At 63.9% G+C, this 21,555-nt stretch carries 28 protein-coding genes; 14 read left to right on the top strand and 14 right to left on the bottom strand.

What is annotated here, in order from left to right; all coding sequences use genetic code 11:
* Window positions 1-108 precede the first annotated feature (108 nt).
* Both ACKWRH_RS11105 and ACKWRH_RS11100 read right to left on the bottom strand, forming a co-directional pair.
* On the bottom strand, window positions 109-267 hold the full coding sequence (locus ACKWRH_RS11105; protein ID WP_445220546.1) for a hypothetical protein: 159 nt from the start codon (window positions 265-267) through the stop codon (window positions 109-111).
* A gap of 21 nt (window positions 268-288) precedes the next feature.
* The gene (locus ACKWRH_RS11100; RefSeq protein WP_445220545.1) at window positions 289-663 is read right to left on the bottom strand and encodes a PRC-barrel domain-containing protein; all 375 of its coding nucleotides are present in this window, start codon (window positions 661-663) and stop codon (window positions 289-291) included.
* Between the two features lie 152 nt (window positions 664-815).
* Between ACKWRH_RS11100 and ACKWRH_RS11095 the strand changes: the two genes are divergently transcribed.
* From ACKWRH_RS11095 to ACKWRH_RS11075, 5 genes are all read left to right on the top strand, one after another.
* Window positions 816-1,043 (top strand): hypothetical protein, encoded by a 228-nt coding sequence (locus ACKWRH_RS11095; protein ID WP_445220544.1) that lies wholly within the window; start codon window positions 816-818, stop codon window positions 1,041-1,043.
* 79 nt (window positions 1,044-1,122) lie between these two features.
* Window positions 1,123-1,674, top strand: a complete 552-nt coding sequence (locus tag ACKWRH_RS11090) for a DUF4142 domain-containing protein (protein ID WP_445220543.1) — start codon at window positions 1,123-1,125, stop codon at window positions 1,672-1,674.
* Between the two features lie 124 nt (window positions 1,675-1,798).
* Window positions 1,799-2,386 carry a phosphatase PAP2 family protein gene (locus ACKWRH_RS11085; RefSeq protein WP_445220542.1) on the top strand — a complete coding sequence of 196 codons (588 nt, stop codon included), beginning with the start codon at window positions 1,799-1,801 and terminating at the stop codon, window positions 2,384-2,386.
* Window positions 2,379-2,726 carry a DUF3147 family protein gene (locus ACKWRH_RS11080; protein ID WP_445222372.1) on the top strand — a complete coding sequence of 116 codons (348 nt, stop codon included), beginning with the start codon at window positions 2,379-2,381 and terminating at the stop codon, window positions 2,724-2,726. Before ACKWRH_RS11085 ends, ACKWRH_RS11080 begins: the two co-directional genes overlap by 8 nt.
* The gene (locus tag ACKWRH_RS11075; RefSeq protein ID WP_445220541.1) at window positions 2,726-3,202 is read left to right on the top strand and encodes a hypothetical protein; all 477 of its coding nucleotides are present in this window, start codon (window positions 2,726-2,728) and stop codon (window positions 3,200-3,202) included. The genes ACKWRH_RS11080 and ACKWRH_RS11075 overlap by 1 nt, the downstream gene beginning before the upstream one ends.
* Before the next feature lie 148 nt (window positions 3,203-3,350).
* Here the strand turns inward: ACKWRH_RS11075 and ACKWRH_RS11070 are convergent, their stop codons facing one another.
* On the bottom strand, window positions 3,351-3,509 hold the full coding sequence (locus ACKWRH_RS11070; RefSeq protein ID WP_445220540.1) for a hypothetical protein: 159 nt from the start codon (window positions 3,507-3,509) through the stop codon (window positions 3,351-3,353).
* 174 nt (window positions 3,510-3,683) lie between these two features.
* Between ACKWRH_RS11070 and ACKWRH_RS11065 the strand changes: the two genes are divergently transcribed.
* Window positions 3,684-3,938, top strand: a complete 255-nt coding sequence (locus ACKWRH_RS11065) for a hypothetical protein (RefSeq protein ID WP_445220539.1) — start codon at window positions 3,684-3,686, stop codon at window positions 3,936-3,938.
* A 158-nt stretch (window positions 3,939-4,096) separates the two neighbouring features.
* On the opposite strand, the gene ACKWRH_RS11060 is transcribed toward ACKWRH_RS11065, so the two are convergent.
* The 3 genes from ACKWRH_RS11060 to ACKWRH_RS11050 all read right to left on the bottom strand — a co-directional run bounded on the left by ACKWRH_RS11060 (window position 4,097) and on the right by ACKWRH_RS11050 (window position 4,830).
* Complete coding sequence (locus ACKWRH_RS11060; protein WP_445220538.1) at window positions 4,097-4,303, bottom strand: hypothetical protein; 207 nt, start codon at window positions 4,301-4,303, stop codon at window positions 4,097-4,099.
* Between the two features lie 83 nt (window positions 4,304-4,386).
* The gene (locus ACKWRH_RS11055; protein WP_445220537.1) at window positions 4,387-4,518 is read right to left on the bottom strand and encodes a hypothetical protein; all 132 of its coding nucleotides are present in this window, start codon (window positions 4,516-4,518) and stop codon (window positions 4,387-4,389) included.
* 117 nt (window positions 4,519-4,635) lie between these two features.
* Window positions 4,636-4,830 (bottom strand): hypothetical protein, encoded by a 195-nt coding sequence (locus tag ACKWRH_RS11050; RefSeq protein WP_445222371.1) that lies wholly within the window; start codon window positions 4,828-4,830, stop codon window positions 4,636-4,638.
* A 94-nt stretch (window positions 4,831-4,924) separates the two neighbouring features.
* Here ACKWRH_RS11050 and ACKWRH_RS11045 point away from each other — a divergent pair, with 94 nt between their 5' ends.
* The 3 genes from ACKWRH_RS11045 to ACKWRH_RS11035 all read left to right on the top strand — a co-directional run bounded on the left by ACKWRH_RS11045 (window position 4,925) and on the right by ACKWRH_RS11035 (window position 13,708).
* The gene (locus ACKWRH_RS11045; RefSeq protein ID WP_445220536.1) at window positions 4,925-5,437 is read left to right on the top strand and encodes a DUF4142 domain-containing protein; all 513 of its coding nucleotides are present in this window, start codon (window positions 4,925-4,927) and stop codon (window positions 5,435-5,437) included.
* A 472-nt stretch (window positions 5,438-5,909) separates the two neighbouring features.
* Window positions 5,910-12,203, top strand: a complete 6,294-nt coding sequence (locus ACKWRH_RS11040; RefSeq protein WP_445220535.1) for a HAMP domain-containing protein — start codon at window positions 5,910-5,912, stop codon at window positions 12,201-12,203.
* 14 nt (window positions 12,204-12,217) lie between these two features.
* Window positions 12,218-13,708 carry an HWE histidine kinase domain-containing protein gene (locus ACKWRH_RS11035; RefSeq protein WP_445220534.1) on the top strand — a complete coding sequence of 497 codons (1,491 nt, stop codon included), beginning with the start codon at window positions 12,218-12,220 and terminating at the stop codon, window positions 13,706-13,708.
* A gap of 87 nt (window positions 13,709-13,795) precedes the next feature.
* On the opposite strand, the gene ACKWRH_RS11030 is transcribed toward ACKWRH_RS11035, so the two are convergent.
* Window positions 13,796-14,101 carry a hypothetical protein gene (locus tag ACKWRH_RS11030; protein ID WP_445220533.1) on the bottom strand — a complete coding sequence of 102 codons (306 nt, stop codon included), beginning with the start codon at window positions 14,099-14,101 and terminating at the stop codon, window positions 13,796-13,798.
* Between the two features lie 56 nt (window positions 14,102-14,157).
* On the opposite strand from ACKWRH_RS11030, the gene ACKWRH_RS11025 reads away from it, so the two are divergent.
* A complete protein-coding gene (locus ACKWRH_RS11025; protein ID WP_247314168.1) occupies window positions 14,158-14,415 on the top strand; it encodes a hypothetical protein in 258 nt (85 codons plus the stop codon).
* A 96-nt stretch (window positions 14,416-14,511) separates the two neighbouring features.
* On the top strand, window positions 14,512-14,757 hold the full coding sequence (locus ACKWRH_RS11020) for a hypothetical protein (RefSeq protein WP_028158099.1): 246 nt from the start codon (window positions 14,512-14,514) through the stop codon (window positions 14,755-14,757).
* Between the two features lie 100 nt (window positions 14,758-14,857).
* On the opposite strand, the gene ACKWRH_RS11015 is transcribed toward ACKWRH_RS11020, so the two are convergent.
* Window positions 14,858-15,043, bottom strand: a complete 186-nt coding sequence (locus ACKWRH_RS11015; protein WP_014497260.1) for a hypothetical protein — start codon at window positions 15,041-15,043, stop codon at window positions 14,858-14,860.
* Between the two features lie 18 nt (window positions 15,044-15,061).
* Window positions 15,062-15,283, bottom strand: coding sequence for a hypothetical protein (locus tag ACKWRH_RS11010; protein WP_445220532.1), 222 nt, complete (start codon window positions 15,281-15,283; stop codon window positions 15,062-15,064).
* Window positions 15,284-15,398: 115 nt separating this feature from the next.
* Here ACKWRH_RS11010 and ACKWRH_RS11005 point away from each other — a divergent pair, with 115 nt between their 5' ends.
* Window positions 15,399-15,593 (top strand): DUF3072 domain-containing protein, encoded by a 195-nt coding sequence (locus tag ACKWRH_RS11005; RefSeq protein ID WP_028148240.1) that lies wholly within the window; start codon window positions 15,399-15,401, stop codon window positions 15,591-15,593.
* A gap of 71 nt (window positions 15,594-15,664) precedes the next feature.
* Complete coding sequence (locus tag ACKWRH_RS11000) at window positions 15,665-15,967, top strand: DUF6496 domain-containing protein (protein ID WP_445220531.1); 303 nt, start codon at window positions 15,665-15,667, stop codon at window positions 15,965-15,967.
* 12 nt (window positions 15,968-15,979) lie between these two features.
* Here ACKWRH_RS11000 and ACKWRH_RS10995 read toward each other — a convergent pair whose 3' ends face one another.
* Both ACKWRH_RS10995 and ACKWRH_RS10990 read right to left on the bottom strand, forming a co-directional pair.
* The gene (locus tag ACKWRH_RS10995) at window positions 15,980-16,342 is read right to left on the bottom strand and encodes a hypothetical protein (protein WP_445222370.1); all 363 of its coding nucleotides are present in this window, start codon (window positions 16,340-16,342) and stop codon (window positions 15,980-15,982) included.
* A 271-nt stretch (window positions 16,343-16,613) separates the two neighbouring features.
* Window positions 16,614-18,149 carry a Do family serine endopeptidase gene (locus ACKWRH_RS10990; protein ID WP_445220530.1) on the bottom strand — a complete coding sequence of 512 codons (1,536 nt, stop codon included), beginning with the start codon at window positions 18,147-18,149 and terminating at the stop codon, window positions 16,614-16,616.
* Between the two features lie 210 nt (window positions 18,150-18,359).
* On the opposite strand from ACKWRH_RS10990, the gene ACKWRH_RS10985 reads away from it, so the two are divergent.
* Window positions 18,360-19,196, top strand: coding sequence for a universal stress protein (locus ACKWRH_RS10985; protein WP_445220529.1), 837 nt, complete (start codon window positions 18,360-18,362; stop codon window positions 19,194-19,196).
* A gap of 31 nt (window positions 19,197-19,227) precedes the next feature.
* On the opposite strand, the gene ACKWRH_RS10980 is transcribed toward ACKWRH_RS10985, so the two are convergent.
* The 3 genes from ACKWRH_RS10980 to cbbX all read right to left on the bottom strand — a co-directional run bounded on the left by ACKWRH_RS10980 (window position 19,228) and on the right by cbbX (window position 21,502).
* Window positions 19,228-19,440 (bottom strand): hypothetical protein, encoded by a 213-nt coding sequence (locus tag ACKWRH_RS10980; protein WP_445220528.1) that lies wholly within the window; start codon window positions 19,438-19,440, stop codon window positions 19,228-19,230.
* 392 nt (window positions 19,441-19,832) lie between these two features.
* Window positions 19,833-20,570 carry a ribulose-phosphate 3-epimerase gene (rpe, locus tag ACKWRH_RS10975; protein ID WP_445220527.1) on the bottom strand — a complete coding sequence of 246 codons (738 nt, stop codon included), beginning with the start codon at window positions 20,568-20,570 and terminating at the stop codon, window positions 19,833-19,835.
* The gene (cbbX, locus tag ACKWRH_RS10970; protein ID WP_445220526.1) at window positions 20,567-21,502 is read right to left on the bottom strand and encodes a CbbX protein; all 936 of its coding nucleotides are present in this window, start codon (window positions 21,500-21,502) and stop codon (window positions 20,567-20,569) included. The genes rpe and cbbX overlap by 4 nt, the downstream gene beginning before the upstream one ends.
* Between the last annotated feature and the right edge of the window lie 53 nt (window positions 21,503-21,555).

Below are 21,555 nucleotides of genomic sequence, written 5' to 3'. Positions count from 1 at the left end.
TTCCGGCTGTGGCGAGCACCGCTGCCATTCGTGAATGCGCTGCCAAAAAAGAAGCGCGGCACCGTGCCGTGCCGCGCTCGTCTCGAATGCCATTGTCGGCGCACTTGCTCAGTGCGTCTTGGTCTCTTGCCATTTCTCGAGGTCAGGCTTTGTCTCGCCCGACTTCTGCTCCTTCTCCGGATTGCCCTTCCAGGGCTTGTCGGTCTGGGTATGCGATCCCCAATCATTCTGATGCCGGGGATCGTCGGTGGGCCGTTCCTTGCTCATCGGCTCTCTCTCCATGCAAGCTTACGCGAAGGGAACCCCGTAATACGAGTTGATGCCACGGACTGCCGCGTCGTCACCCCAGTTCCAATCACTTCGCTCGCCGTATTTCGGCGCGCCTTCGAGTGACTTCGCCGTGATCCCGGTGACGTAGCCGCCAAGCTCCGTATCGTATTTCAGCGACTGCCAAGGCAGCGGATAGTGGTCGTTCCCGAGGCCCAGGAAGCCGCCGAAGCCGAGCACGGCGTACGACACCTTGCCGCTGACCTTGTCGATCATCACGCGTTCGATCGAGCCGATCTTGTTGCGATCGGCGCCATAGACCGATGTTCCCTCGACCTTGTCGCTGCCGATCAACCTTCCCATCTCGCTGCGGTCCAACTCGCCTTGTTTCAGCATCTCGATTCTCCACTCAGCCAATGTGTGGATCAACTTGCGTGAAGGGGTGATCGTTCCTGCGGGCAGGTGCGGCATCTCGCAGCCAAACAGGAACATCGCGGAAGACGCGCCGTTCTCATATTGACATCAGGACACCTGGCGTGAGGTGAAGCATGAGCGATTTTCGCGATATCCAGCACGGCATCAACGATCCCGTCGACGGGGTCGACGTCAAGCGACAGATCAACACCAACCAGACCCCGCATGAGCGGGCGCAGCGACACGCCGATGTGCGCGCTGTTCCGACGACCTCGCCGGCAGAACCGTTCCTGCCTGAGAGACTACGGCGCAAGCCGACCGATCCGATCAACCCGCGCACCGGCCGCAATCCAGCGGATTAGGAACCACGGTCCCGTCGCGGTGTTGGTCGGCGAAGAGAGCCGCGCGGCGGGCAGCCGCGCAATCCAGAGGGACCGGACTATGAAACGTACCGTCATCGCATTTGCCTGTGTGCTTCTCGCAGGCCCCGCGCTCGCCCAGTCGCTCGGCGAGAAGACCGGCATCAACTCGGCGCTTGGCGTCGCGCCTGCTACCGCCGACTTCGTCAAGGAGGTCGCCATCAGCGACATGTTCGAGATCGAGTCCAGCAAGCTCGCCGAGCAGAAGGGCACCGCGCAGGAGAAATCCTTCGCGCAGCAAATGGTAACCGACCACACCAAGACCAGCAGCGAGCTCAAGGGCCTGGTCGGCGACGGCAAGGTGCAGGCGGCCCTGCCGACGGCGCTCGACAGTTCGCACCAGAGCAAGCTCGACAAGCTCAAGGGCGTTACGGGCAAGGATTTCACCTCTGACTACAATTCCTATCAGGTCAGCGCGCACGAGGACGCGGTCTCGCTGTTCGAGCGCTACGCCAAGGGTGGCGACAACTCGGCGCTGAAGGACTGGGCCGGCAAGACGCTGCCGGCACTCAAGCATCATCTCGATATGGCCAAGCAGCTCGGCAAGGCGCCCAGCGTCGGGCAGTCCAGGTAATCATCGCCTGAGGACGCCGGCCTCACCGGCGTCCTGATGTTGGCAACCTCTCCGCTCGTATGGCTCGGCGGGCGGATCGGGACAGCCGTAACGCCATCCACAGGAGCGGAGCGCTTGAAAACCGATGGCATTCGTCGAGGTCAAACCTACCCGGATCGACACCGCGATCGCGAATGAGATCGCTGATCACACCAATTCAGGCCTCGAGCACACCGCGCAAACACTGGCCTGGGCCGCCGACGAGCACGTGCTGCTCGCGCTGGCTGCCGCGGGCTGGCTCTACGCTCATCTTCGGCAGCCGCAACAGCGGCCCATTGCAAATCACGTTCTGGCTGTTTCACTGGCGACGGCCGTTCTACCCCACGTCCTGAAATCCGTGTTCGATCAGATCAGACCAGACCGGCTGATGATACGCGGGCACCGACATGGAGTTCCGATCTCGGGACAGGCGCGCGACGCCTTCCCTTCCGGTCACGCGGTCCATATGGGCGCCCTTGCCTCCGCGGCCGACTTGCTGCCGAAAACGCCGCGTCGGTTGCTGCGCGCGGTTGCGGTCGGGCTTTCGCTGACCCGGATTGCGGTGCTCGCGCATTGGGCGAGCGACGTGGTCGCGGGCTTCGCCCTTGGTGCGGCGGTGGAGCGACTGATGCGGCCATGGACGCTGGCCAAATCGCGATGCGGAAAGGGCAATGGCGGGCGTCGCCATGACTGAATATGTCGTGCGCTTCATCGCCGGCGGCGTGATCGTATCCGCCTTCGCAATCCTCGGTGACATGCTCAAGCCCAAGACTTTTGGCGGCCTCCTCGGCGCAGCGCCGTCGGTCGCGCTCGCCACGCTCGGCATCGCGGTCGTTCAGCACGGCCCGGCCTACGCTGCGGCCGAAAGCTGGACCATGATCTACGGCGCGGTCGCTCTCGCCTGCTACAGCCTCGTCGTCTGCCACCTTCTGATAAGATTTCGGCTCGCGGCGCTGCCCGCCACCATCATCGCTTTTGCCGTATGGCTTGCGGTCGCCTTCGGCCTGCTCGCGGGTCTCGGAGGTACCGCCTGATGCTGATCAAGCTGTCATCCTCGGCGCTCAAGCGAACGCGATGGTACGAATACGGCGTTCGCTTCCTGCTCGGCGGACTGGCAACGGTGTTCGCAGGCGTCATGGGCGCGCGCTTCGGCGTAGCCGTCGGCGGGCTCTTCCTCGCCCTGCCCGCCATCTTCTGCGCCAGCGCAACACTGATCGAAAGCCATGAGCGCCGCGCCAAGGAGAAGGCCGGTTTCAGCGGACGGAGACGCGGACAGCAGGCGGCAGCGCTGGACGCCGCGGGCGCTGGCCTTGGAAGTATCGGCCTCGCAGCTTTCGCGGCCGCGTTCTACGTCACGGTATCGGCTAGCATCGTCGGCGCGTTCGCCATCGCCATTCTGGTCTGGGCCATGGTTTCGGTGTCGGCGTGGTGGCTGAGGCGGAAGCTTCGCATCACCTCTCGCCGCACGGAGCACGGATGCCAGGGGCCATCAGCGAGCGGCCTCGCCTAGCATCAGGAAATCATGCATCGCGGCAGCGGTCTGAAGCTGATCGATGCGCGCCATGACAGAATCGCGCTGCTGTCCATCCGGCAAACCCGACAGTTCGTGCTCGAGCCGCAGCTGCTCGGCTTTGAGACGTTGTTCGAATGTATGCGGCTCAGATCGTCTTCGCATCTTCCGTCCTCGGTGGTTGCAGCCCAGGGCTGTTGGCCCAGCGCTCGACTTGCTCGATGACCTTCTGGTGACTCGGACGCATCGGCTTGGGCGCCTCGGGCTCTTCGGAAAGCTTGCGGGGTAACCTGACTTCCTCCGTCATGGCCTCTTCTCCCTCTCCGAAAGAATGCGCTACCGCCAGAGTTGTTTCAATAATAACTTATTGATTTTATTGATTATTTTTACTCATCTGGCGATTTTTCCGACTCTTGTGGAACTCGCGCCAAACTCGTTCGTTGAGCAAACTACTCAACTTACTCACTTTGCGTGATCGACCATGAATGACCTTCGCGCCGAGCGTCTTCAGGTCATGCTCTCCCCGGAAGAGCTGGCCGCCATCGACGATTTCCGGTTCAAACATCGCATGCCGACGCGGGCGGCAGCGGTCCGCGAACTCCTCAAGTTCGGACTGGCATCCGTGGGCGTGGATGCGAAAGCCGGCGTGAAATCGAGCAGCTTCGGCGTGTTCGGCCGCGGCCCTGAGGGACACACCCAGGGCGATCCTGAAAACGGCAACGAAACTGATCTGTAAGGCCATCCATAAGCAAACGACCCCGGCACGGTGGGTGCCAGGGCCGTCCTTGGAGATTGCTTCCGGCTCACCGGGGGTATGACAACCGGAAGCATCCTGTCGACGCTTCGCGCGGGGATTCGTTCCTCGCGAGAAATCTTCTACTGTTCGAGCATGCTCTACCCGCTCGGCGCTGCGCCGGAATCATCCGGCGTCATGCCGGAGCCCGGCGTCTTGCTGTTGTCGTTCAGCTTGGGATCGCGCGTCGCTTCGCGCGACGGCGAACCCTTCGGATCCGTCTTGTGCACGGTTTGCGCGCGCTGCTTGTCGCGCGGCTGCTCTTCAGCGCGCTTGTCCTTGATGATGCCGTGGTCGGAATGCGCCATGATATCCTCTCGCTTCTGCTGATGTCTCGAAGCGGTTACGCGCCGGCACCACGAATGTTCCAGCGCGAGAGGCCCCCGCAGCGCTAACTACGCACGGCGTGGATGGCCGCCGATGCATTCTCCAGATGCACCTGCCGCACCGTCGTCACGGTCGCGAACGCGACCGAGACGCCAAAGGCGAGAATGAGCGAAAGAAGGGCCAGACGTGGAGCCATCGCAAAACCTCCTTCTGGAATCAAAACCAACGCGATCGACTGTTCGTGGATGATCCTGGATTGGTTGCTTGCATTCCGTGAGCGGTCTCACACGCAGATTCACGACAGTGAGAGCGCTCACGCATCCTGCGTTTGGAGGACGCGGACCTTTACGGGCGGGATTTCACCGTCCAGCCAGTCCTGCTCGTTCGCCAAAGCCATCCAGGCATCCGCCATACGCAAATAGCGCTTGTGGGCGGGCTGCCCTTCCGCGCGCTCGGCGAGCTGAAGGCAGTTGTCGGCGTTATCCCTGAACGTGTCAGACTGTTTCATACAAAAGATGTGGGGACGGAACTCCCGCTCCGCAATCGCCCTTACCGGATCGTAACGCCAGGGAACTTCGCACGCCATCGGTCATTGGAGATGCATGAGGATACTCGTCGCGATCATCCTGGCTTTCATCAGCACCTCGGCGCTTGCCGACAATACGGGTGAGCGAACGGCCGGCGACCGCGTGCCGACCGCAACCGATGTCATCACCGGCCTCTACACGTTCAGCCGTTTCCAGCAGGGCCTGCTGGAAAGCACCGACCTGAAAGGCAATGCGGAGGTGAAAAATCTCGCGGCCCTGCGCGCCGAGGAAGCAGGCAAGCGCGACAAGACCCTGAAGCGGATTCAGGACGCGATCGGTGCGGAGCCGCACGCCGGCAAGACAACGTCAGTGAGCGCAAGCCTCGTCGAGCCCGAAAATGCGGATGGACCTACTTACGTCAGAAGCTTCTATGCCGCGCAAATCCCCGAATATGAATCCGCCATCAGCCTGCTCGAGCGCTATCTGAAAGCGCCCGACAATCCTGCCCTCGCCGCCTTCGCGCGCGAGCAATTGCCGATGCTGCGCACGCAGGTGAAAGATGCGGAGCGCACCATGGCGGACAAATAGCAGCTCTATTTGTCCTCCGGATGATGCGGCCAGCTCTCCGGCCGCACCGCATGGTTACTGTCGGGCATCTTGTCCCGGCCGGCATCGCCGTTGTCGTCCCTGCCGTCCGAGGTCGAGGTGCCGCTGCCGCTGGGGTTCGATCTGGTCGCGGTCCCCGTGGTTTGCGAATCAGCGTGTGGCGGAGCTTGCGGCGGGGTCGCCGGTAACAGCCCCGCGCCGCTGGGCACACCATCCCCCTCTCCTGGGACGGCTGAGAGCTCTGGTGCAGGCCAGAATGCCAGCGGTCAGGACGGCTTTTTCCCGAACGGGATGGAACCATCGTCACTCCTCACCGTTATTTTGGCCGGGCTGAGCATGGCAGGTTCCAATTCCTGGCGCCTTAACGTTGGCGCTTGATTTCGAATTTGGCTGACGCTCTATTTTGACAACTGCGTCACGCCTTGGATTCGGCCGACGCCGCGGGGGAATCAGTATGAGCGACCTCGATCCCGGAACTGCATCGCGCTCCGGTCGTCGCGTCCCAAAGCCAAAAACCAACGGTATGTCGGACCCGGATTCGCGGCCGGAATTGCTGCTTGCCTTGCAGGCCATGCGCAGCGGCGATTTTTCGGTGCGGATGAGCGGGGACTATCTCGGCATCGACGGCAAGATCGCCGACACTTTTAATGAAATCATCGCCGCCAACCAGCGCATGGCGCAGCAGCTCGAGCTGGTCGGTCAGGTCGTGGGGCGCGAGGGCAAGACCCGCCAGCGCGTGAAGTTCGGCCTCGCCTCAGGCTCCTGGGCCGACATGGAAGGCTCCGTCAACACGCTGATCGACGACCTCCTGTGGCCGACCCGCGAGGTGACGCGCGCGGTCGCAGCGGTGGCCCAAGGCGACCTGCTCCAGACCGTCAAGCTCGACGTCGACGGCCGTCCGCTGCGCGGTGAATTCCTGCAGTCGGCGACCATCGTCAACACCATGATCAAGCAGCTCGGCGTGTTCACGTCCGAGGTGACGCGCGTGGCGCGCGAGGTCGGCACCGAAGGCAAGCTCGGCGGCCAGGCCCAGGTGCCGGAGGTGACCGGCGTCTGGAAGGATCTGACCGAGAGCGTCAACTCGATGGCGAACAACCTGACCAACCAGGTTCGCAACATCGCCGAGGTCACGATCGCGGTCGCCAACGGCGACTTGTCCAAGAAGATCACCGTCGACGTCCGCGGCGAGATCCTTCAGCTCAAGGAAGCCATCAACACGATGGTGGACCAGCTGCGCTCCTTCGCCTCCGAAGTGACGCGCGTGGCGCGCGAGGTCGGCACCGACGGCAAGCTCGGCGGCCAGGCGATCGTGCCCGGCGTCGCCGGCACCTGGAAGGACCTGACCGACTCCGTGAACGCGATGTGCGGCAACCTCACCGCCCAGGTCCGCAACATCGCCAACGTGACGACCGCCGTGGCGCGCGGCGACCTGTCGCGCAAGATCACGGTGGACGTGCGCGGCGAGATCCTGGAGCTGAAGGACACCATCAACACCATGGTGGACCAGCTCAACTCCTTCGCCTCGGAAGTGACGCGCGTGGCGCGCGAGGTCGGCACCGAGGGCAAGCTCGGCGGCCAGGCCCAGGTGCCAGGTGTCGCCGGCACCTGGAAGGACCTCACCGACAACGTCAACTTCATGGCGTCGAACCTGACCGCGCAGGTCCGCAACATCGCCGACGTCGCGACCGCGATCGCAGGCGGCGACTTGTCGAAGAAGATCACGGTGACCGTCTCGGGCGAGATCCTTCAGCTGAAGGAAACGCTCAACACCATGGTGGACCAGCTCAATGCGTTTGCCGGCGAAGTCACGCGCGTCGCGCGCGAGGTCGGCACCGAGGGGCGGCTCGGCGGTCAGGCCAACGTGCTCGGCGTCGCCGGCACCTGGAAGGACCTCACCGAGAGCGTCAACTCGATGGCGTCGAACCTGACCGCACAGGTCCGCAACATCGCCGAGGTGACGACGGCTGTCGCGGGCGGCGATCTGTCGAAGAAGATCACCGTGGACGTGCGCGGCGAAATCCTGGAGCTGAAAGACACCATCAACACGATGGTGGACCAGCTCAACGCCTTCGCCGGCGAAGTCACCCGCGTCGCGCGCGAGGTCGGCACCGAAGGCAAGCTCGGCGGCCAGGCCCAAGTGCGCGGTGTCGCCGGTACCTGGAAGGACTTGACGGACTCGGTCAACTCGATGGCCTCGAACCTGACCGGCCAAGTCCGTAACATCGCCGAGGTCGCGACCGCCGTTGCGAAGGGCGACTTGTCGAAGAAGATCACCGTGAACGTGTCGGGCGAAATCCTTCAGCTGAAGGAAACGCTCAACACCATGGTGGACCAGCTCAACGCCTTCGCCGGCGAAGTCACCCGCGTCGCGCGCGAGGTCGGCACCGAAGGCAAGCTCGGCGGCCAGGCCCAGGTGACGGGCGTCGCCGGCACCTGGAAGGACCTCACCGACAACGTCAACTCCATGGCGGGCAACCTCACCGCCCAGGTCCGCAACATCGCCGAGGTCGCAACCGCCATCGCCGGCGGCGACCTGTCGCGCAAGATCACGGTGGACGTCCGCGGCGAGATCCTTCAGCTCAAGGACACGCTGAACACGATGGTCGACCAGCTCAACCGCTTCGCGGGCGAGGTGACGCGCGTCGCGCGCGAGGTCGGCACCGAAGGCCGGCTCGGCGGTCAGGCCAACGTGCCCGGCGTCGCCGGCACCTGGAAGGACCTCACCGACAGCGTCAACTCGATGGCGGGCAACCTGACCGCACAGGTCCGCAACATCGCCGAAGTGACCACCGCCGTGGCGCGCGGCGACTTGTCGCGCAAGATCACTGTGGACGTGAAGGGCGAAATCCTCGAGCTGAAGAACACCATCAACACCATGGTGGACCAGCTCAACGGCTTTGCCGGCGAAGTGACGCGCGTGGCGCGCGAGGTCGGCACCGAGGGCAAGCTCGGCGGCCAGGCCGAAGTGCCCGGCGTTGCCGGCACCTGGAAGGACCTCACCGACAACGTCAACTTCATGGCTTCCAACCTGACGGCCCAGGTCCGCAACATCGCCGAGGTCGCGACCGCGATCGCCGGCGGCGACCTGTCGAAGAAGATCACGGTGGACGTGCGCGGCGAGATCCTGCTGCTCAAGGACACCCTGAACACGATGGTGGAGCAGCTCCGCTCCTTCGCCGCCGAAGTGACCCGCGTGGCGCGCGAGGTCGGAACCGAGGGCCGGCTCGGCGGTCAGGCCGTCGTGCCCGGCGTCGGCGGTACCTGGAAGGATCTCACCGACAACGTCAACCTGCTGGCCGCGAACCTCACGACGCAGGTCCGCAACATCGCCGAAGTCACGACCGCGGTTGCGCGCGGCGACTTGTCGCGCAAGATTACCGTGGACGTGAAGGGCGAAATCCTCGAGCTGAAGAACACCATCAACACCATGGTGGACCAGCTCAACGCGTTTGCCGGCGAAGTCACCCGCGTCGCGCGTGAAGTCGGCACCGAAGGCGAGCTCGGCGGCCAGGCCCAGGTGCCCGGTGTGGCCGGCACCTGGAAGGACCTCACCGACACCGTCAACTTCATGGCGGCGAACCTCACCGAGCAGGTCCGCGGCATCGTCAAGGTGGTGACCGCGGTCGCCAACGGCGATCTCAAGCAGAATCTCACCGTGAAATCGAAGGGCGAGGTCGCCGCGCTCGCCGACACCATCAACAACATGACCGAGACGCTCGCGACCTTCGCCGATCAGGTGACGTCGGTGGCGCGCGAGGTCGGCGTCGAAGGACGATTGGGCGGCCAGGCCGACGTGCCAGGTGCTGCCGGCACCTGGAAGGACCTCACCGGTAACGTGAACCTCTTGGCGGCCAACCTCACCTCGCAGGTGCGCGCGATCGCGGAAGTTGCGACCGCAGTGACCAAGGGCGACCTGACGCCGTCGATCCAGGTCGACGCCCGCGGCGAGCTCGCCGAGCTGAAAGACAACATCAACACGATGATCACGAACCTCCGCCTCACGACGGACGTGAACACCGAGCAGGACTGGCTGAAGACCAACCTCGCCAAATTCACCAACATGCTCCAGGGCCAGCGTGATCTCACCACCGTCGGCCGGCTGCTGCTGACCGAATTGTCGCCCCTGGTGAACGCCCATACCGGCGTGATCTATCAGGTCGAGAGCGAGGATAGTCCGCGGCTCCTGCTGCTCGCCTCCTATGCCGGCGACGGCGTCTATCCCTATCAGCGCGTGCTCCCGCTCGGCGACGGCCTGATCGGCCAATGCGCCCTCGACAGACGGCCGCGCGTCATCGCCGACATTCCACCCGACGTGGTGCCGATCAACTCAGCGCTGTTCCGCGTCGCGCCAAAGAACCTCGTCGTGCTACCGGTGCTGTTCGAAGGCCAGGTCAAGGCGGTGATCGAGCTCGCCTCGCTGACCTCGTTCACGACCTCGCAGATGACATTCCTCGAGCAGCTTACCGACTCCATCGGCATCGTTCTCAACTCGATCGAGGCGACGATGCAGACCGAAGGCCTGCTCAAGCAGTCGCAGCAGCTTGCCGGCGAGCTTCAAACCCAGCAGCGCGAATTGCAGCAGACCAACGACCAGCTCGAACAGAAGGCGCAGCAGCTCGCCGAGCGCAATGTCGAGGTCGAGCGCAAGAACCAGGAAATCGAGCAGGCCCGCCGCGCGCTGGAGGAAAAGGCGACCGAGCTCGCGCTGACCTCGAAGTACAAGTCCGAATTCCTCGCCAATATGAGCCACGAGCTGCGCACGCCGCTGAACTCCATCCTGATCCTGGGACAGCAGCTCACCGACAATCCGGATGGCAACCTCTCGGCCAAGCAGGTCGAGTTCGCCCGCACCATCCATGGCGCCGGCACCGACCTGCTCAACCTCATCAGCGACATCCTGGATCTCTCCAAGATCGAATCCGGCACGGTGACGGTCGACGCCGAGGAGATTCTGACTGCGAACCTGCTCGAGACCGTCGGGCGGCCGTTCCGGCACGAGGCGGAAAACCGCAACCTGTCGTTCAAGATCGACGTCGACCCGAACCTGGCCCGCAGCATCGTCACCGACTCCAAGCGCCTGCAGCAGGTCCTCAAGAACCTGCTTTCCAACGCCTTCAAGTTCACCGCTGAAGGCGAGGTGCGCCTGAAGGTCGTCGCCGCGGTCGGCGGCTGGGGCACGGATCATCCGGTGCTGAACGCCGCGCCGGCGGTGATCGCGTTCGAAGTGACGGACACCGGCATCGGCATTCCACTGGAGAAGCAGAAGCTGATCTTCGAGGCGTTCCAGCAGGCGGACGCCGGCACCAGCCGCAAATATGGCGGCACCGGTCTCGGACTTGCGATCAGCCGCGAGCTCGCGAGCCTGCTCGGCGGCGAGATCCATCTGCGCAGCGCGCCCGGCAAGGGCTCGTCCTTCACGCTCTATCTGCCGCTGAAATATTCCGGCCCGACGCTCGCGCCGCGTGCGCCCGCGCCGCAGCAGTACAGTCAGCCACCGGCGTTGCAAGCGGCCGCGCCCGAACAGCAGCGCGTCATCGAGCAGATTGCCGACGACAGGCTCAATCTCGAGCCCGGCGACACTATCCTACTCATCGTCGAGGACGATCCGCACTATGCGCGTGTGCTGGTTGATCTCGCCCGCGACAAGGGCTTCAAGGTTCTGGTCGCCGCGCGCGGCGCGGAGGCGCTGGAGCTTGCGAAACAGTACCAGCCGCGGGCCGTTTCGCTCGACGTGTTCCTGCCTGATATGCTGGGCTGGACGGTGCTGAGCCAGCTCAAGCACAATCCGCTGACGCGCCACATTCCCGTGCAGATCATCACGCTCGACGAGGACCGCCAGCATGCGCTGGCCCGCGGCGCCTTCTCCTTCGTCAACAAGCCGACCACGACCGAGGGCGTCTCAGCCGCGCTGACGCAGATCAAGGAATATGCGCGTCCCAGGCGCAAGCGGCTCCTGATCGTCGAGGACAACGAGGCCGAGCAGCTCTCGATCCGCGAGCTGCTGCATCACGACGACATCGAGATCGTGACGACGGATACCGGCGCCGGCGCGCTCTCGACGCTGCGCGAGGCACCCTGCGATTGCGTGGTGCTCGACCTGCGGCTGCCCGACATGAGCGGCTTCGAGGTGCTGGACCAGATCCGCAACGACGAGGCGCTGTCGAACGTTCCGGTGGTGGTCTTCACCGGCCGCGAGCTCTCGGCGGAGGAAGATGCGGAACTCCACACCATGGCGCGCAGCATCGTGGTCAAGGGCGTGGAATCGCCGGAGCGCCTGCTCGACGAGACCGCCTTGTTCCTGCATCGCGTGATCACGGAACTGCCGGTCGAGAAGCAGCGCATGCTGGAGAAGCTGAACAGTTCCGACGAAGACCTGATCGGCAAGACCGCCCTGCTCGTCGACGACGACGCCCGCAACATCTTCGCGCTGTCGAGCGTCCTGGAACGGCGGGGCATGAAGGTGCTGACGGCCACGACCGGGCGCGAGGCGGTGACGCTGGTCGAATCCAATCCGGAGATCGCCATCGTGCTGATGGACATCATGATGCCGCAGATGGATGGCTATCAGACCATCGGCGTCATTCGCGAAAATCCGGCCTTCGCCCGCCTTCCGATCATCGCGCTGACAGCCAAGGCGATGAAGGGCGACCGTGAGAAATGCCTGGAAGCCGGCGCGTCCGACTACCTCGCCAAACCCGTCAACACCGATCAATTGCTGCTTGCGATCCGCATGTGGCTGCACCGGTGAGTTTGGATCCGCGAATGGACCACGAAAAGGTCAATATCCTCCTCGTCGACGACCAGCCGGCCAAGCTGCTCGCCTACGAGGTGATCCTGAAGGAACTCGGCGAGAACCTAGTGATCGCATCATCGGGCCGCGAGGCGCTGGAGGTGCTGCTCAAGACCGAGATCGCGGTGATCCTGGTCGACGTCTGCATGCCCGAGCTCGACGGCTTTGAGCTCGCCGCGATGATCCGCGAGCACCCGCGCTTCCAGAAGACCGCGATGATCTTCATCTCGGCCATTCAGGTCAGCGACATTGACCGCCTGCGCGGCTACGAGATGGGCGCGGTCGATTACGTTCCGGTGCCGGTCGTACCGGAGGTGCTGCGCGCCAAGATCAAGGTGTTTGCCGAACTCTACCGCAAGACCCGCGAGCTCGAACGGCTGAACCAGGAGCTCGAGGACCGCGTTCGCGCACGCACGGCCGAGCTGGAGAATTCCACCGCGAAGCTGCGTGAGAGCGAAGAGCGGCGCAGCATGGCGATCGCCGCCGGCAAGATGGGATCCTGGGACTGGGACTGGGTCAACGGCGACTGGATGTGGGACGAAGGCCAGTACCGCATCTTCGGCGTGACGCCGGAGACCTTCAATGTCACCTCTGCCAACATCCAGGCGCTGCTGCACCCTGATGACGTCGACCAGTTCGGCCAGGCGATTGCCGCGTTCAATACCGGCGCGCACGCCTATGAAGGCGAGTTTCGCGTCAGCCGGCCCGATGGCGAGGTACGCTGGTGCGTCGGCACGGCAGCCGCCACGGTGGACCAAGGTGGCCGCGTGGTACGCGTGAGCGGCGTCACCGTGGACATCACCGAACGCAAACGCGCGGAAGAGAGACAAAACCTGCTCGCGCGCGAGGTGGATCATCGCGCCAAGAACGCGCTGGCGCTGGCGCAATCGATCGTGCGCCTCACCCGCGCCGATGAGGTCAAGGCTTACGTGAACGCCGTCGAGGGGCGCATCAACGCGCTGGCGCGCGTGCACACGATCCTGTCGCTGTCGAGCTGGCAGGGCGCCGAACTCTCGAAGCTGATCGACGAGGAGCTCGCGCCCTACTCGCTCGGCGGCCAGATCAAGCTGGCCGGTCCGGAAGTTCAGCTGGTGCCGGCGACAGCGCAGACGCTGGCGCTGGCGCTGCATGAGCTCTTCACCAACTCGGCGAAATATGGCGCGCTCTCGACGCGGTCGGGGCGGCTTGCGATCGGCTGGCAGGTCGAGGACGACCACCTCACACTGACCTGGGACGAAACCGGCGGTCCGCTGGTGAGGACGCCGAAATCCCGTGGCTTCGGCACGCGGAGCCTGCTTGCCAGTGTGGAATCGCAACTCGGCGGACAGGCGGAGTTCGACTGGCGTGCCGAAGGCCTGTTGTGCCGGCTCGAGGTGCCGCTGACGCGGAAGACCGTAGCGCCGTCGGCCGCGAGCAAGTTCGACGCGGCTCCGTCCGAGCCCCTTCAGCGGGCCTCAGGCTAAGCGTTTGCGAGCGAAGTGGGCGCCAGTTCGCGTGTAAAGACAAGAATCTGGGGCTTCGGTTCTGATTCACTCAGAACCGATCATGCTCTAGCGCGCCGCAGCGACCCTCATCGGCTGCATCGCCTGCGGTTCGTCAGCGACACGTCCTTCCAGCCAGGCTTCCGTTTGCGAAAGCTCGCGCAGCGCCCGCGCGTAACGGCGGGCTGCGCTCCGCTCGGCGCCGCGTGGCAGCTTGCGCGCCTTGCGCAGCATGTCCGCAGCCGCGTTGCGATAGGCCAGCGAGCGATAGAGAAAGACGACCTTACCCATATCGAATGTTCCCGTGTTGATGGCATTCATCCTCGCAAGACCGCCATGAACGTCGGATGAAGCGGGGAATGACAAAATCGTCATGAGAATGGAACTCGCAATCGTCGTGCGCGTTTTATGCCACACCGCGAGGCGGTTCCATGCGCGGGAAAAAGTCGCCGAGCCTCATCTCTCCGACCGGCGTCATCAAGCTGATGACGCATGCGATGATGGGTGCAGCCCTCGGCCTTGTCTTCGGTCTCGCCCTCGTCCTGTTCAATCCGGCCGTCGCAAATCTGCTGAACCACGGCGGACATTCGGCCGCCATGGTCTTCATCATCACACTGGTGACGACGTTCGCGATCGGCGCAACGCTCACGGGCCTCGTGTTCATCCTCGCCGAGGACAAGGAATTTTGAAGCGCGCGTGACGCGCACCGGGCGCTTTCGTTCGGAACTCCTGCGGCAAATGGCGGTTGGCTGCCTGCGTCAATTTAACTCAGGGAGTTCCCGCGCATGAAAACCACCAAGCTCGCTCTCACCGTGATGTTGGCAACCGGCCTCGCCGCCGCTCCGTTCGCCGCGCAGGCCAAGTCGCATAAGGCCAAGCATGGATCCGCGATGTCGTCGTCGCAGACCACGGGCGCCAACACCAAGTCCTCCAAGGGCGCTGATCCCTCCGGTCAAGGTGGTTCTGGCCCCGGCTCCGACCAAGGCGGCACCATGACGAACAACAAGGGCGGCATGAGCAACACCAAGTGAGCTCCGACGCCGACAATCAAAGGCCTCGCGGCGACGCGGGGTCTTTCGGTTTGGAGCTGGAGCGTGGAGCTAGATTGGGAATCCTTCCAGCGTCACATCGCTAAAGCGGCCGTCCCGCGGCATTCGCCTTCACGAGATGCTCGAGCTGTGCACGTTTGCGTGCGATCAGGAGCTGCGCTGCGGCATCGTCGAGACCCTCGCGCTGCAATTGCCGGATGGCGGAGCCGAGTTCGAGAATTTCGGCGCGCAGTTTTAGAATCCGGTACGTGTCCGGGTCTTCCTCCACCGCACGCTCCCAAAATGCTCAGCGGCGCGCGATCACGCGCAGCCGACTACCGGATGTCGTTGCAGGACGAAGGCGTACCCGCTCGCGGACGTCAGGCAAGACATCGCCGCCGCCGGCCGCCTTCCATTCGCCGATCAGCAGGTTGATTTTCTGGCGCAGATCCATCTGCGCCAGGGCCTTTTCTGTGCAGTCGCGATCGCGACCGACGAGGTCGCGCACAGACACCTCGATGTCGGCCATTTCGAGCCTCAAGGCGCTGATTTTGCGTCGAATTTCATTAATTCTATTATCCATGGCTTGTTAGAACAAAATAAGAACATATAGTCAAGTCACGATTTGAGAACGGAGAGGCCAGATGCAGGTTCAGGGTAAATACGACGCCAGGGTTTTCCTCACGGAGCAGATGACGCGAGCGCAGGGGCTGAGGCTGAAGCGTCTGAGCGAGGAGGCCTATCAGCCCACTCAATACGATCGGGCTCTGTCCTCCACTGAGGCTGCGCGCCGCATCCGAGCGCTGGAAGACGAGATCGAGTTGGCGAACTCCTTCTGAGGGGCGCAACGAGCCCATTTGGAACGTTGGGTCAGTGATGCGGTTCTTTCCCCGGCCAAGGGAGAGAGTTGATGGCACGCAAGGCAAAGAAACGCCGCTACTCACGCAGCGCCGGCAGTGATGTCGAGCGCGAGATGCGCCGTTACAAGAAGGGCACCGCGAAAAGCGGCCCCGGCGGTCGTGGTGGACGCGTGAAGAGTCGCAAGCAGGCGATCGCAATCGGCCTGTCGGAAGCGCGCGCGAAGGGCAAGAAGGTCCCCAAGAAGGCGTCGAAGCGAAAGACCTCCAAGAATAAGACCTCCAAGAAGAAGGCGGCCAAGAAGACAACTAAGAAAACGAAAAACACCTCGAAGCGCAAATCCAGCAAGCGGTAACGCCGACCCGGGTCAGATCATGCTGCCCGGCATGAAGCAGCGGATCGAAATCCCGAACGCAGTCTTCACCGGCCACACCATGGTGTGGCCAGCCCGGTTTGGCTCGGTGATGACGGCCTCATCAGGCACGTCCACCCACTGCCCGTCGAGCCGCACGCGATAGTGCCCATCGTGCGATTCCCAATCGGGGTCGGATACCGCAAAGCCATCTGCATCCGAGCAGCAGGGCCCGAGATGGCTGCGCAAACTGTCGAACCAGGGTTTCAGGGGCGAGTTGGCATAGCGGCCATCGTCGCGCCCCAGGGCGCTTCCGGTCGTCAGGAAAAGCGGCGCCACGAGCAGCGCACACCTCAGCGAGAGCTTCAATCGATCCATGTCGGCACCGATCAAATGCGAACCACCGGTTCCACAAGAAGGCCGGGCGTTCGAAGTTCCACTCCTGCAATTCGCCTGGGCGTCTTCATTGACGCCAAAGCCCAACACGCGATTCCGAACTGTGACGAGCGAACGCGGCTTTTTCGGACGAACCCGTCATCAAGACTGCCGTTAACGAGAATGTTATCCGCGTCTGTGGGAATCTTCCAGACGCGCACGAAAAAGGCGGCCCGCAGGCCGCCTTTTGAGTTTGCCGCAGGAAGCGCGAGGCTTACGCCAGCGGCACCGCGACGAACCGCGTCGCTTCCGCGCTCTTCACCTGCAACAACACGCTGTTCTTGCCGGACGATTTGGCCTGCGCCAGCTCCGAGCGGACGTCGCCGACATTGGCGACGGCCTTGCCGCCGACATTGAGAATGACGTCGCCGGTCTGGATGCCGCGCTGCGCGGCGGGTCCCTGCGGATCGACCTCGGTCACGACGACGCCCTTCTGGCCCGCGCCCTGGACATCGCCGGCCGGCGCCAGGCTGAGACCGAGGCGCGGCGTGCCGGTGTTCGGCTGCGCCTTGCCCTCGCCGGCCTTGGCCTGCCGCTCGTTCGGCAACTCGCCGAGGGCGAGCGTCACTGTCTTGCTCGCGCCTTTGTGGAAGACGTCGAGCTTCACGGACGTGCCCGGCGCCAGGGTGGCAATGGTGCGGGCGAGATCGCGGGAGTCCTTGATCGCGGTACCGTTGACGGCGGTGATGACATCGCCCGCCTCGATGCCGGCCTTCGCCGCGGGGCTGCCGTCCTGCGGATTGTCCACGATCGCGCCGCGCGCCTCCTTGAGGCCGAGGCTGTCGGCGATCTCGGCGCTCACCGGCTGCACCTGCACACCGAGCCAGCCGCGGGTGACCGAGCCCTTGTCCTTCAGCTGCGCGACGACGAGCTTCGCGGTCGAAGCCGGAATGTCGAAGCCGATACCGACCGAACCGCCCGACGGTGAGAAAATCGCGGTGTTCACACCGATCACGTTGCCGTTCATGTCGAAGGCCGGACCGCCGGAATTGCCCTTGTTGATCGGCGCGTCGATCTGGATGAAGTCGTCATAGGGACCGTTGCCGATGTCGCGACCATTGGCCGAGACGATGCCGGCGGTCACGGTGCCGCCGAGGCCGAAGGGATTGCCGACCGCGACCACCCAGTCGCCGATCCGCGGCTTCTGGTCGGAGAATTTGACGAACGGAAAGTCCTTCTTGCCCTCGACCTTGATCAGCGCGAGATCGGTCTTCGGATCGGTGCCGACCACCTTCGCGGTGTAGCTCGTGCCGTCATCCATGGTCACCTGTACCGACTCGGCGTGATCGACGACGTGGTTGTTGGTCACGGCATAGCCGTCGGCGGAGATGAAGAAGCCGGAACCTTCGCCCGTGATCATCTGGTGGCGCTGGCGCGGCATGCCGTTCATGCCACCCGGGCCGCGGAAGCCGAACTGCCGCGAAAACTGGTCGAACGGCGAATCCTCGTCCGAATCCATCCGGTTCTGCTGCAGCATCGCGCTCTTGTCATTGTCCTGGTCGATCTTGACCCGCACCGAGATGACGGCGGGTTTGACCTTGCTGACGAGATCGCCGAAGCCCGGCGGCGTCGCGGCGGCTTCCGCCGCCTGGGCCGGCCCGACGAAGGAATTCAGACCGAACTGCGAAGAGGCGGGAGAGGCAGCGAGGACGGCCACGCCAAGCGCGGCCACGGTGCCCAGCAGCGCAAGCCGGCGCGGCTTCAATATCTTGCGGGTCGTGGTGGTGTCGGAATTGACGCGATCGTTCATGTCGAAATGTCCATGTTGGGTAAGTCGCCTTGCACCCAACATGGACATCGTCACCTTACGGCGTCCCGTCCGTCCGATTAAATCTTGGCAAAGGTGCCGCGGCCAGCGGCCCGGCCGAAATTCAGGGCTGCATATTTGATGCGGCTCAACACAGGCCACGTGCGCAGTGATAGACTGCGGCCACTGGATGATGTCCATCGGAGGCACGCCATGTACAAAGACATTCTCGTCCACATCCCGACCGAGCGCCCGATGCACGCGGTGATCGACGGCTCGATCTCGCTCGCGGCGAGACTCAACGCACACATCGACGCGGTCGCCGTCGGGTACGTCGCGAGCAGCACTGCCTACGTCCTGGATGGCGGTGCCGCCGTAGCGGCCGTGTTCGAGATGGAGCGCGAGCGCGCGTTGGAGCGTGCCGAGGCCGCGTTGGCGATATTTCAGAGCGAAGCCAGGAGCGCCGGCATCTCCTCCACCTGCCACCCGCTCGGCGCAATCCCGGCGGATGCAGCCGGCTCGCTCGGCGAGATGGCGCGGCTCCACGATCTCAGCATCGTGCTGCAGCCCGATCCGGCGCAAGGCTCATTCGACAACGATATGCCCGGCGAGATCCTGTTCCAGGCGGGCGGACCAGTGCTGTTCCTGCCCTACACCTTTCGTGGGTCATTCAGGGCGAACCGGATCGGCATCTGCTGGGATGGCAGCCGCCTCGCCGCCCGCGCGATGCGCGACGCCGCTCCCTTGCTGGCCCGTGCCGAGGAGATCGTGATCATCACGATCAACGAAGCCGACGCCGTTCCCGACGAGGTCTCGGCAAGCCATCTGGCAAGACACCTCGGCCGGCGCGGATTGTCGACCCGCACGGTCGGCCTGTCGGCGGCGCGCGCCGACATCCAGCCGACCATCCTGTCGCTGGCCGCCGACGAGAGCCTCGATCTCCTGGTCATGGGCGGCTACGGCCACTCACGGTTGCAGGAACGCTTCCTCGGCGGCGTCACCCGCGCCATGCTGGAAGCCATGACGGTCCCGACGCTGATGTCGCATTGATCGAGAGATGATCCGCAACGGACCGACACCCTCACGCCGCGGCGGGGGTCTCAAATGGCGCGGTGGGGATGGCGTCGTCCTCGGGCTGCGCATTGCACGCATCGAAATGCGCCTTCAGCGCAATCTCGGCGAGATATTCGAAATGTTCGGCTTGGCCAAGGAGTTGCCAGTTCTGGAGCGGCCGATAGGCCGCCTGCTGACGACAGAGAGACGCCAGCGCCCGGTAGCGACGTACGTTCTCCATGAGACCCTCCCTCGCATTCACTGAGCTTATTGCCCTGATTTACGTCAGGCCGATGGCGGTTATGCAAAACATTTACTGCGTGCGAAGCACCCCGCGCAACCTGGGTTAACGTCTGGGAAACGCGCAGGCCCCCATTGGTTCCTATCGGAGAACTCCACGTGGAACTCATTGGCCAGGCGTAGCGCTGGCGCGCGACGGAGACGCCGATCAGATCAAGATACCGTTCGATCGATTTTGGCCACCCGATGAGATCGCCCTGCATTTCTGCGCAGAACTCTCGCGCGAGGAAGGCCCGCTGCGCTGTGCGGCATGCCCTGTAGAACCTCGGACGGAATGGCACGCCATGACACAGCCAGCGCGACGCCGGCTCTGCCGCGCCTGTACGCCGTATTCTACCGGGTGAGCGCGGTCTCGCCGGCCCGGATCGTCTGCGCCGAACCATGTTGCAGCTTCGGAACGCTGCCGGCTTCGGCAGCAGCGCGGATGGCGGCGATGTTGCCCGCATAATCGGCGCTGCTCTTGCCGCGGAACACGGCCGATCCCGCCACGAGGGTGTCGGCGCCCGCGGCAGCCACGGCGGCGGCATTGTCGCGCGTGATGCCGCCATCGACCTCGAGCCGGATCGGCCGGCCGCCGATCATGCTTCGAATGCGCCTGATCTTCTCGATCTGGGAGTCGAGGAAGGACTGGCCGCCGAAGCCGGGATTGACCGTCATCACCAGCACGAGGTCGAGACGATCAAGCACGTATTCGATTGCAGCTGCCGGCGTAGCCGGACACAGGCTGACACCAGCCTTCTTGCCGAGCGCGCGGATGGCCTGGAGCGAGCGGTCCAGATGCGGGCCGGCCTCGGCATGAACCGTGATGACGTCGGCGCCTGCCTTTGCGAACGCCTCCAGATAGGGATCGGTCGGCGCGATCATCAGATGCACGTCAAAGATCTTCGCCGTCGCCGGCCGGATCGCCTTGATGACGTCGGCGCCAAAGCTGATGTTCGGCACGAAATGTCCGTCCATGACGTCGCAGTGGATCCAGTCTGCGCCGGCGGCATCAATAGCCTTGATCTCCTCACCGAGGCGCGCGAAATCTGCGGCCAGGATGGAAGGCGCGATGAGGATTTCTCCCGTCATGGCTTCGCACTCCTCTGCGCGTCCGCACCACCGCTGAAAACGCGGCTCGCAAGGACATCCGTCGGATCGATCGTTTCGAGATCGACGACATCGAGCATCCGGTTGAGATCAGACACGAGGCGATCGGCCTGCCGCAGGCGGATGCGGTCGACCGCGTTGCGGATCGAGCGCGCATTGGAGAAGAACGGCTGGGTCCGGCGCAGTTCGATGTATTTCTCGAAGGCCTCGCGCGCGGCGGCCGAGAAGCGATAGCCGCGCTCCTTCAGCATCAGCTCGGCGATGACCAGCAGCTCGGCTTCGGCATAATCCGGAAATTCGATGTGATGGGCGATGCGTGAACGAAAGCCCGGGTTGGAGGCAAAGAAGCTCGTCATCCGCTCGCCATAGCCGGCGAGGATCACGACGAGGTCCTCGCGCTGGTTCTCCATCACCTGGAGCAGGATCTCGATCGCTTCCTGGCCGTAATCGCGCTCGTTGTCGGGCCGGTGCAGATAGTAGGCCTCGTCGATGAACAACACGCCGCCCATCGCCTTCTTCAATATCTCCTTCGTCTTCGGCGCGGTATGGCCGATATACTGGCCGACGAGATCGTCGCGCGTCACCGAGATCACCTGCCCGCGCCGCACGAAACCGAGACCGTGCAGGATCTTCGCCATGCGCAGCGCCACCGTGGTCTTGCCCGTGCCGGGATTACCGGTGAACGACATGTGCAGCGTCGGTGGGGACGATGCCAGTCCCGCACGCTGGCGGATGCGCTCGATCAGCAGCAGTGACGCGATCTGGCGCACGCGGTTCTTGACCGGCCGGAGGCCGATCAGCTCCTGCTCGAGCTGTTGCAGCGTGTCGGTGATTCCGGCCGCCTCGGCCTCCTTGCGGAGATCGAAACTGGTCTCGCTCGCTTCAGCGGTCGTCGCATGAGGGACATCAAGCATCGGCACCTCGAAGAAAAGAGCTTCGCCGCGGGGGGAGCGGCGAAGCAGTAGTC

The organism is Bradyrhizobium sp. Pa8, assembly GCF_052588265.1.
Note: the sequence above shows the minus strand (reverse complement) of the source record. Positions and strands in the feature narration are given on the sequence as shown.

What these genes read in the sequence shown, in the direction of transcription:
- ACKWRH_RS11105 (WP_445220546.1), bottom strand. Translation starts at nt 267, where the DNA reads ATGAGCAAGGAACGGCCCACCGACGATCCCCGGCATCAGAATGATTGG.
- ACKWRH_RS11100 (WP_445220545.1), bottom strand. Translation starts at nt 663, where the DNA reads ATGCTGAAACAAGGCGAGTTGGACCGCAGCGAGATGGGAAGGTTGATC.
- ACKWRH_RS11095 (WP_445220544.1), top strand. Translation starts at nt 816, where the DNA reads ATGAGCGATTTTCGCGATATCCAGCACGGCATCAACGATCCCGTCGAC.
- ACKWRH_RS11090 (WP_445220543.1), top strand. Translation starts at nt 1,123, where the DNA reads ATGAAACGTACCGTCATCGCATTTGCCTGTGTGCTTCTCGCAGGCCCC.
- ACKWRH_RS11085 (WP_445220542.1), top strand. Translation starts at nt 1,799, where the DNA reads ATGGCATTCGTCGAGGTCAAACCTACCCGGATCGACACCGCGATCGCG.
- ACKWRH_RS11080 (WP_445222372.1), top strand. Translation starts at nt 2,379, where the DNA reads ATGACTGAATATGTCGTGCGCTTCATCGCCGGCGGCGTGATCGTATCC.
- ACKWRH_RS11075 (WP_445220541.1), top strand. Translation starts at nt 2,726, where the DNA reads ATGCTGATCAAGCTGTCATCCTCGGCGCTCAAGCGAACGCGATGGTAC.
- ACKWRH_RS11070 (WP_445220540.1), bottom strand. Translation starts at nt 3,509, where the DNA reads ATGACGGAGGAAGTCAGGTTACCCCGCAAGCTTTCCGAAGAGCCCGAG.
- ACKWRH_RS11065 (WP_445220539.1), top strand. Translation starts at nt 3,684, where the DNA reads ATGAATGACCTTCGCGCCGAGCGTCTTCAGGTCATGCTCTCCCCGGAA.
- ACKWRH_RS11060 (WP_445220538.1), bottom strand. Translation starts at nt 4,303, where the DNA reads ATGGCGCATTCCGACCACGGCATCATCAAGGACAAGCGCGCTGAAGAG.
- ACKWRH_RS11055 (WP_445220537.1), bottom strand. Translation starts at nt 4,518, where the DNA reads ATGGCTCCACGTCTGGCCCTTCTTTCGCTCATTCTCGCCTTTGGCGTC.
- ACKWRH_RS11050 (WP_445222371.1), bottom strand. Translation starts at nt 4,830, where the DNA reads ATGAAACAGTCTGACACGTTCAGGGATAACGCCGACAACTGCCTTCAG.
- ACKWRH_RS11045 (WP_445220536.1), top strand. Translation starts at nt 4,925, where the DNA reads ATGAGGATACTCGTCGCGATCATCCTGGCTTTCATCAGCACCTCGGCG.
- ACKWRH_RS11040 (WP_445220535.1), top strand. Translation starts at nt 5,910, where the DNA reads ATGAGCGACCTCGATCCCGGAACTGCATCGCGCTCCGGTCGTCGCGTC.
- ACKWRH_RS11035 (WP_445220534.1), top strand. Translation starts at nt 12,218, where the DNA reads ATGGACCACGAAAAGGTCAATATCCTCCTCGTCGACGACCAGCCGGCC.
- ACKWRH_RS11030 (WP_445220533.1), bottom strand. Translation starts at nt 14,101, where the DNA reads ATGACGATTTTGTCATTCCCCGCTTCATCCGACGTTCATGGCGGTCTT.
- ACKWRH_RS11025 (WP_247314168.1), top strand. Translation starts at nt 14,158, where the DNA reads ATGCGCGGGAAAAAGTCGCCGAGCCTCATCTCTCCGACCGGCGTCATC.
- ACKWRH_RS11020 (WP_028158099.1), top strand. Translation starts at nt 14,512, where the DNA reads ATGAAAACCACCAAGCTCGCTCTCACCGTGATGTTGGCAACCGGCCTC.
- ACKWRH_RS11010 (WP_445220532.1), bottom strand. Translation starts at nt 15,283, where the DNA reads ATGGCCGACATCGAGGTGTCTGTGCGCGACCTCGTCGGTCGCGATCGC.
- ACKWRH_RS11005 (WP_028148240.1), top strand. Translation starts at nt 15,399, where the DNA reads ATGCAGGTTCAGGGTAAATACGACGCCAGGGTTTTCCTCACGGAGCAG.
- ACKWRH_RS11000 (WP_445220531.1), top strand. Translation starts at nt 15,665, where the DNA reads ATGGCACGCAAGGCAAAGAAACGCCGCTACTCACGCAGCGCCGGCAGT.
- ACKWRH_RS10995 (WP_445222370.1), bottom strand. Translation starts at nt 16,342, where the DNA reads ATGGATCGATTGAAGCTCTCGCTGAGGTGTGCGCTGCTCGTGGCGCCG.
- ACKWRH_RS10990 (WP_445220530.1), bottom strand. Translation starts at nt 18,149, where the DNA reads ATGAACGATCGCGTCAATTCCGACACCACCACGACCCGCAAGATATTG.
- ACKWRH_RS10985 (WP_445220529.1), top strand. Translation starts at nt 18,360, where the DNA reads ATGTACAAAGACATTCTCGTCCACATCCCGACCGAGCGCCCGATGCAC.
- ACKWRH_RS10980 (WP_445220528.1), bottom strand. Translation starts at nt 19,440, where the DNA reads ATGGAGAACGTACGTCGCTACCGGGCGCTGGCGTCTCTCTGTCGTCAG.
- rpe (WP_445220527.1), bottom strand. Translation starts at nt 20,570, where the DNA reads ATGACGGGAGAAATCCTCATCGCGCCTTCCATCCTGGCCGCAGATTTC.
- cbbX (WP_445220526.1), bottom strand. Translation starts at nt 21,502, where the DNA reads ATGCTTGATGTCCCTCATGCGACGACCGCTGAAGCGAGCGAGACCAGT.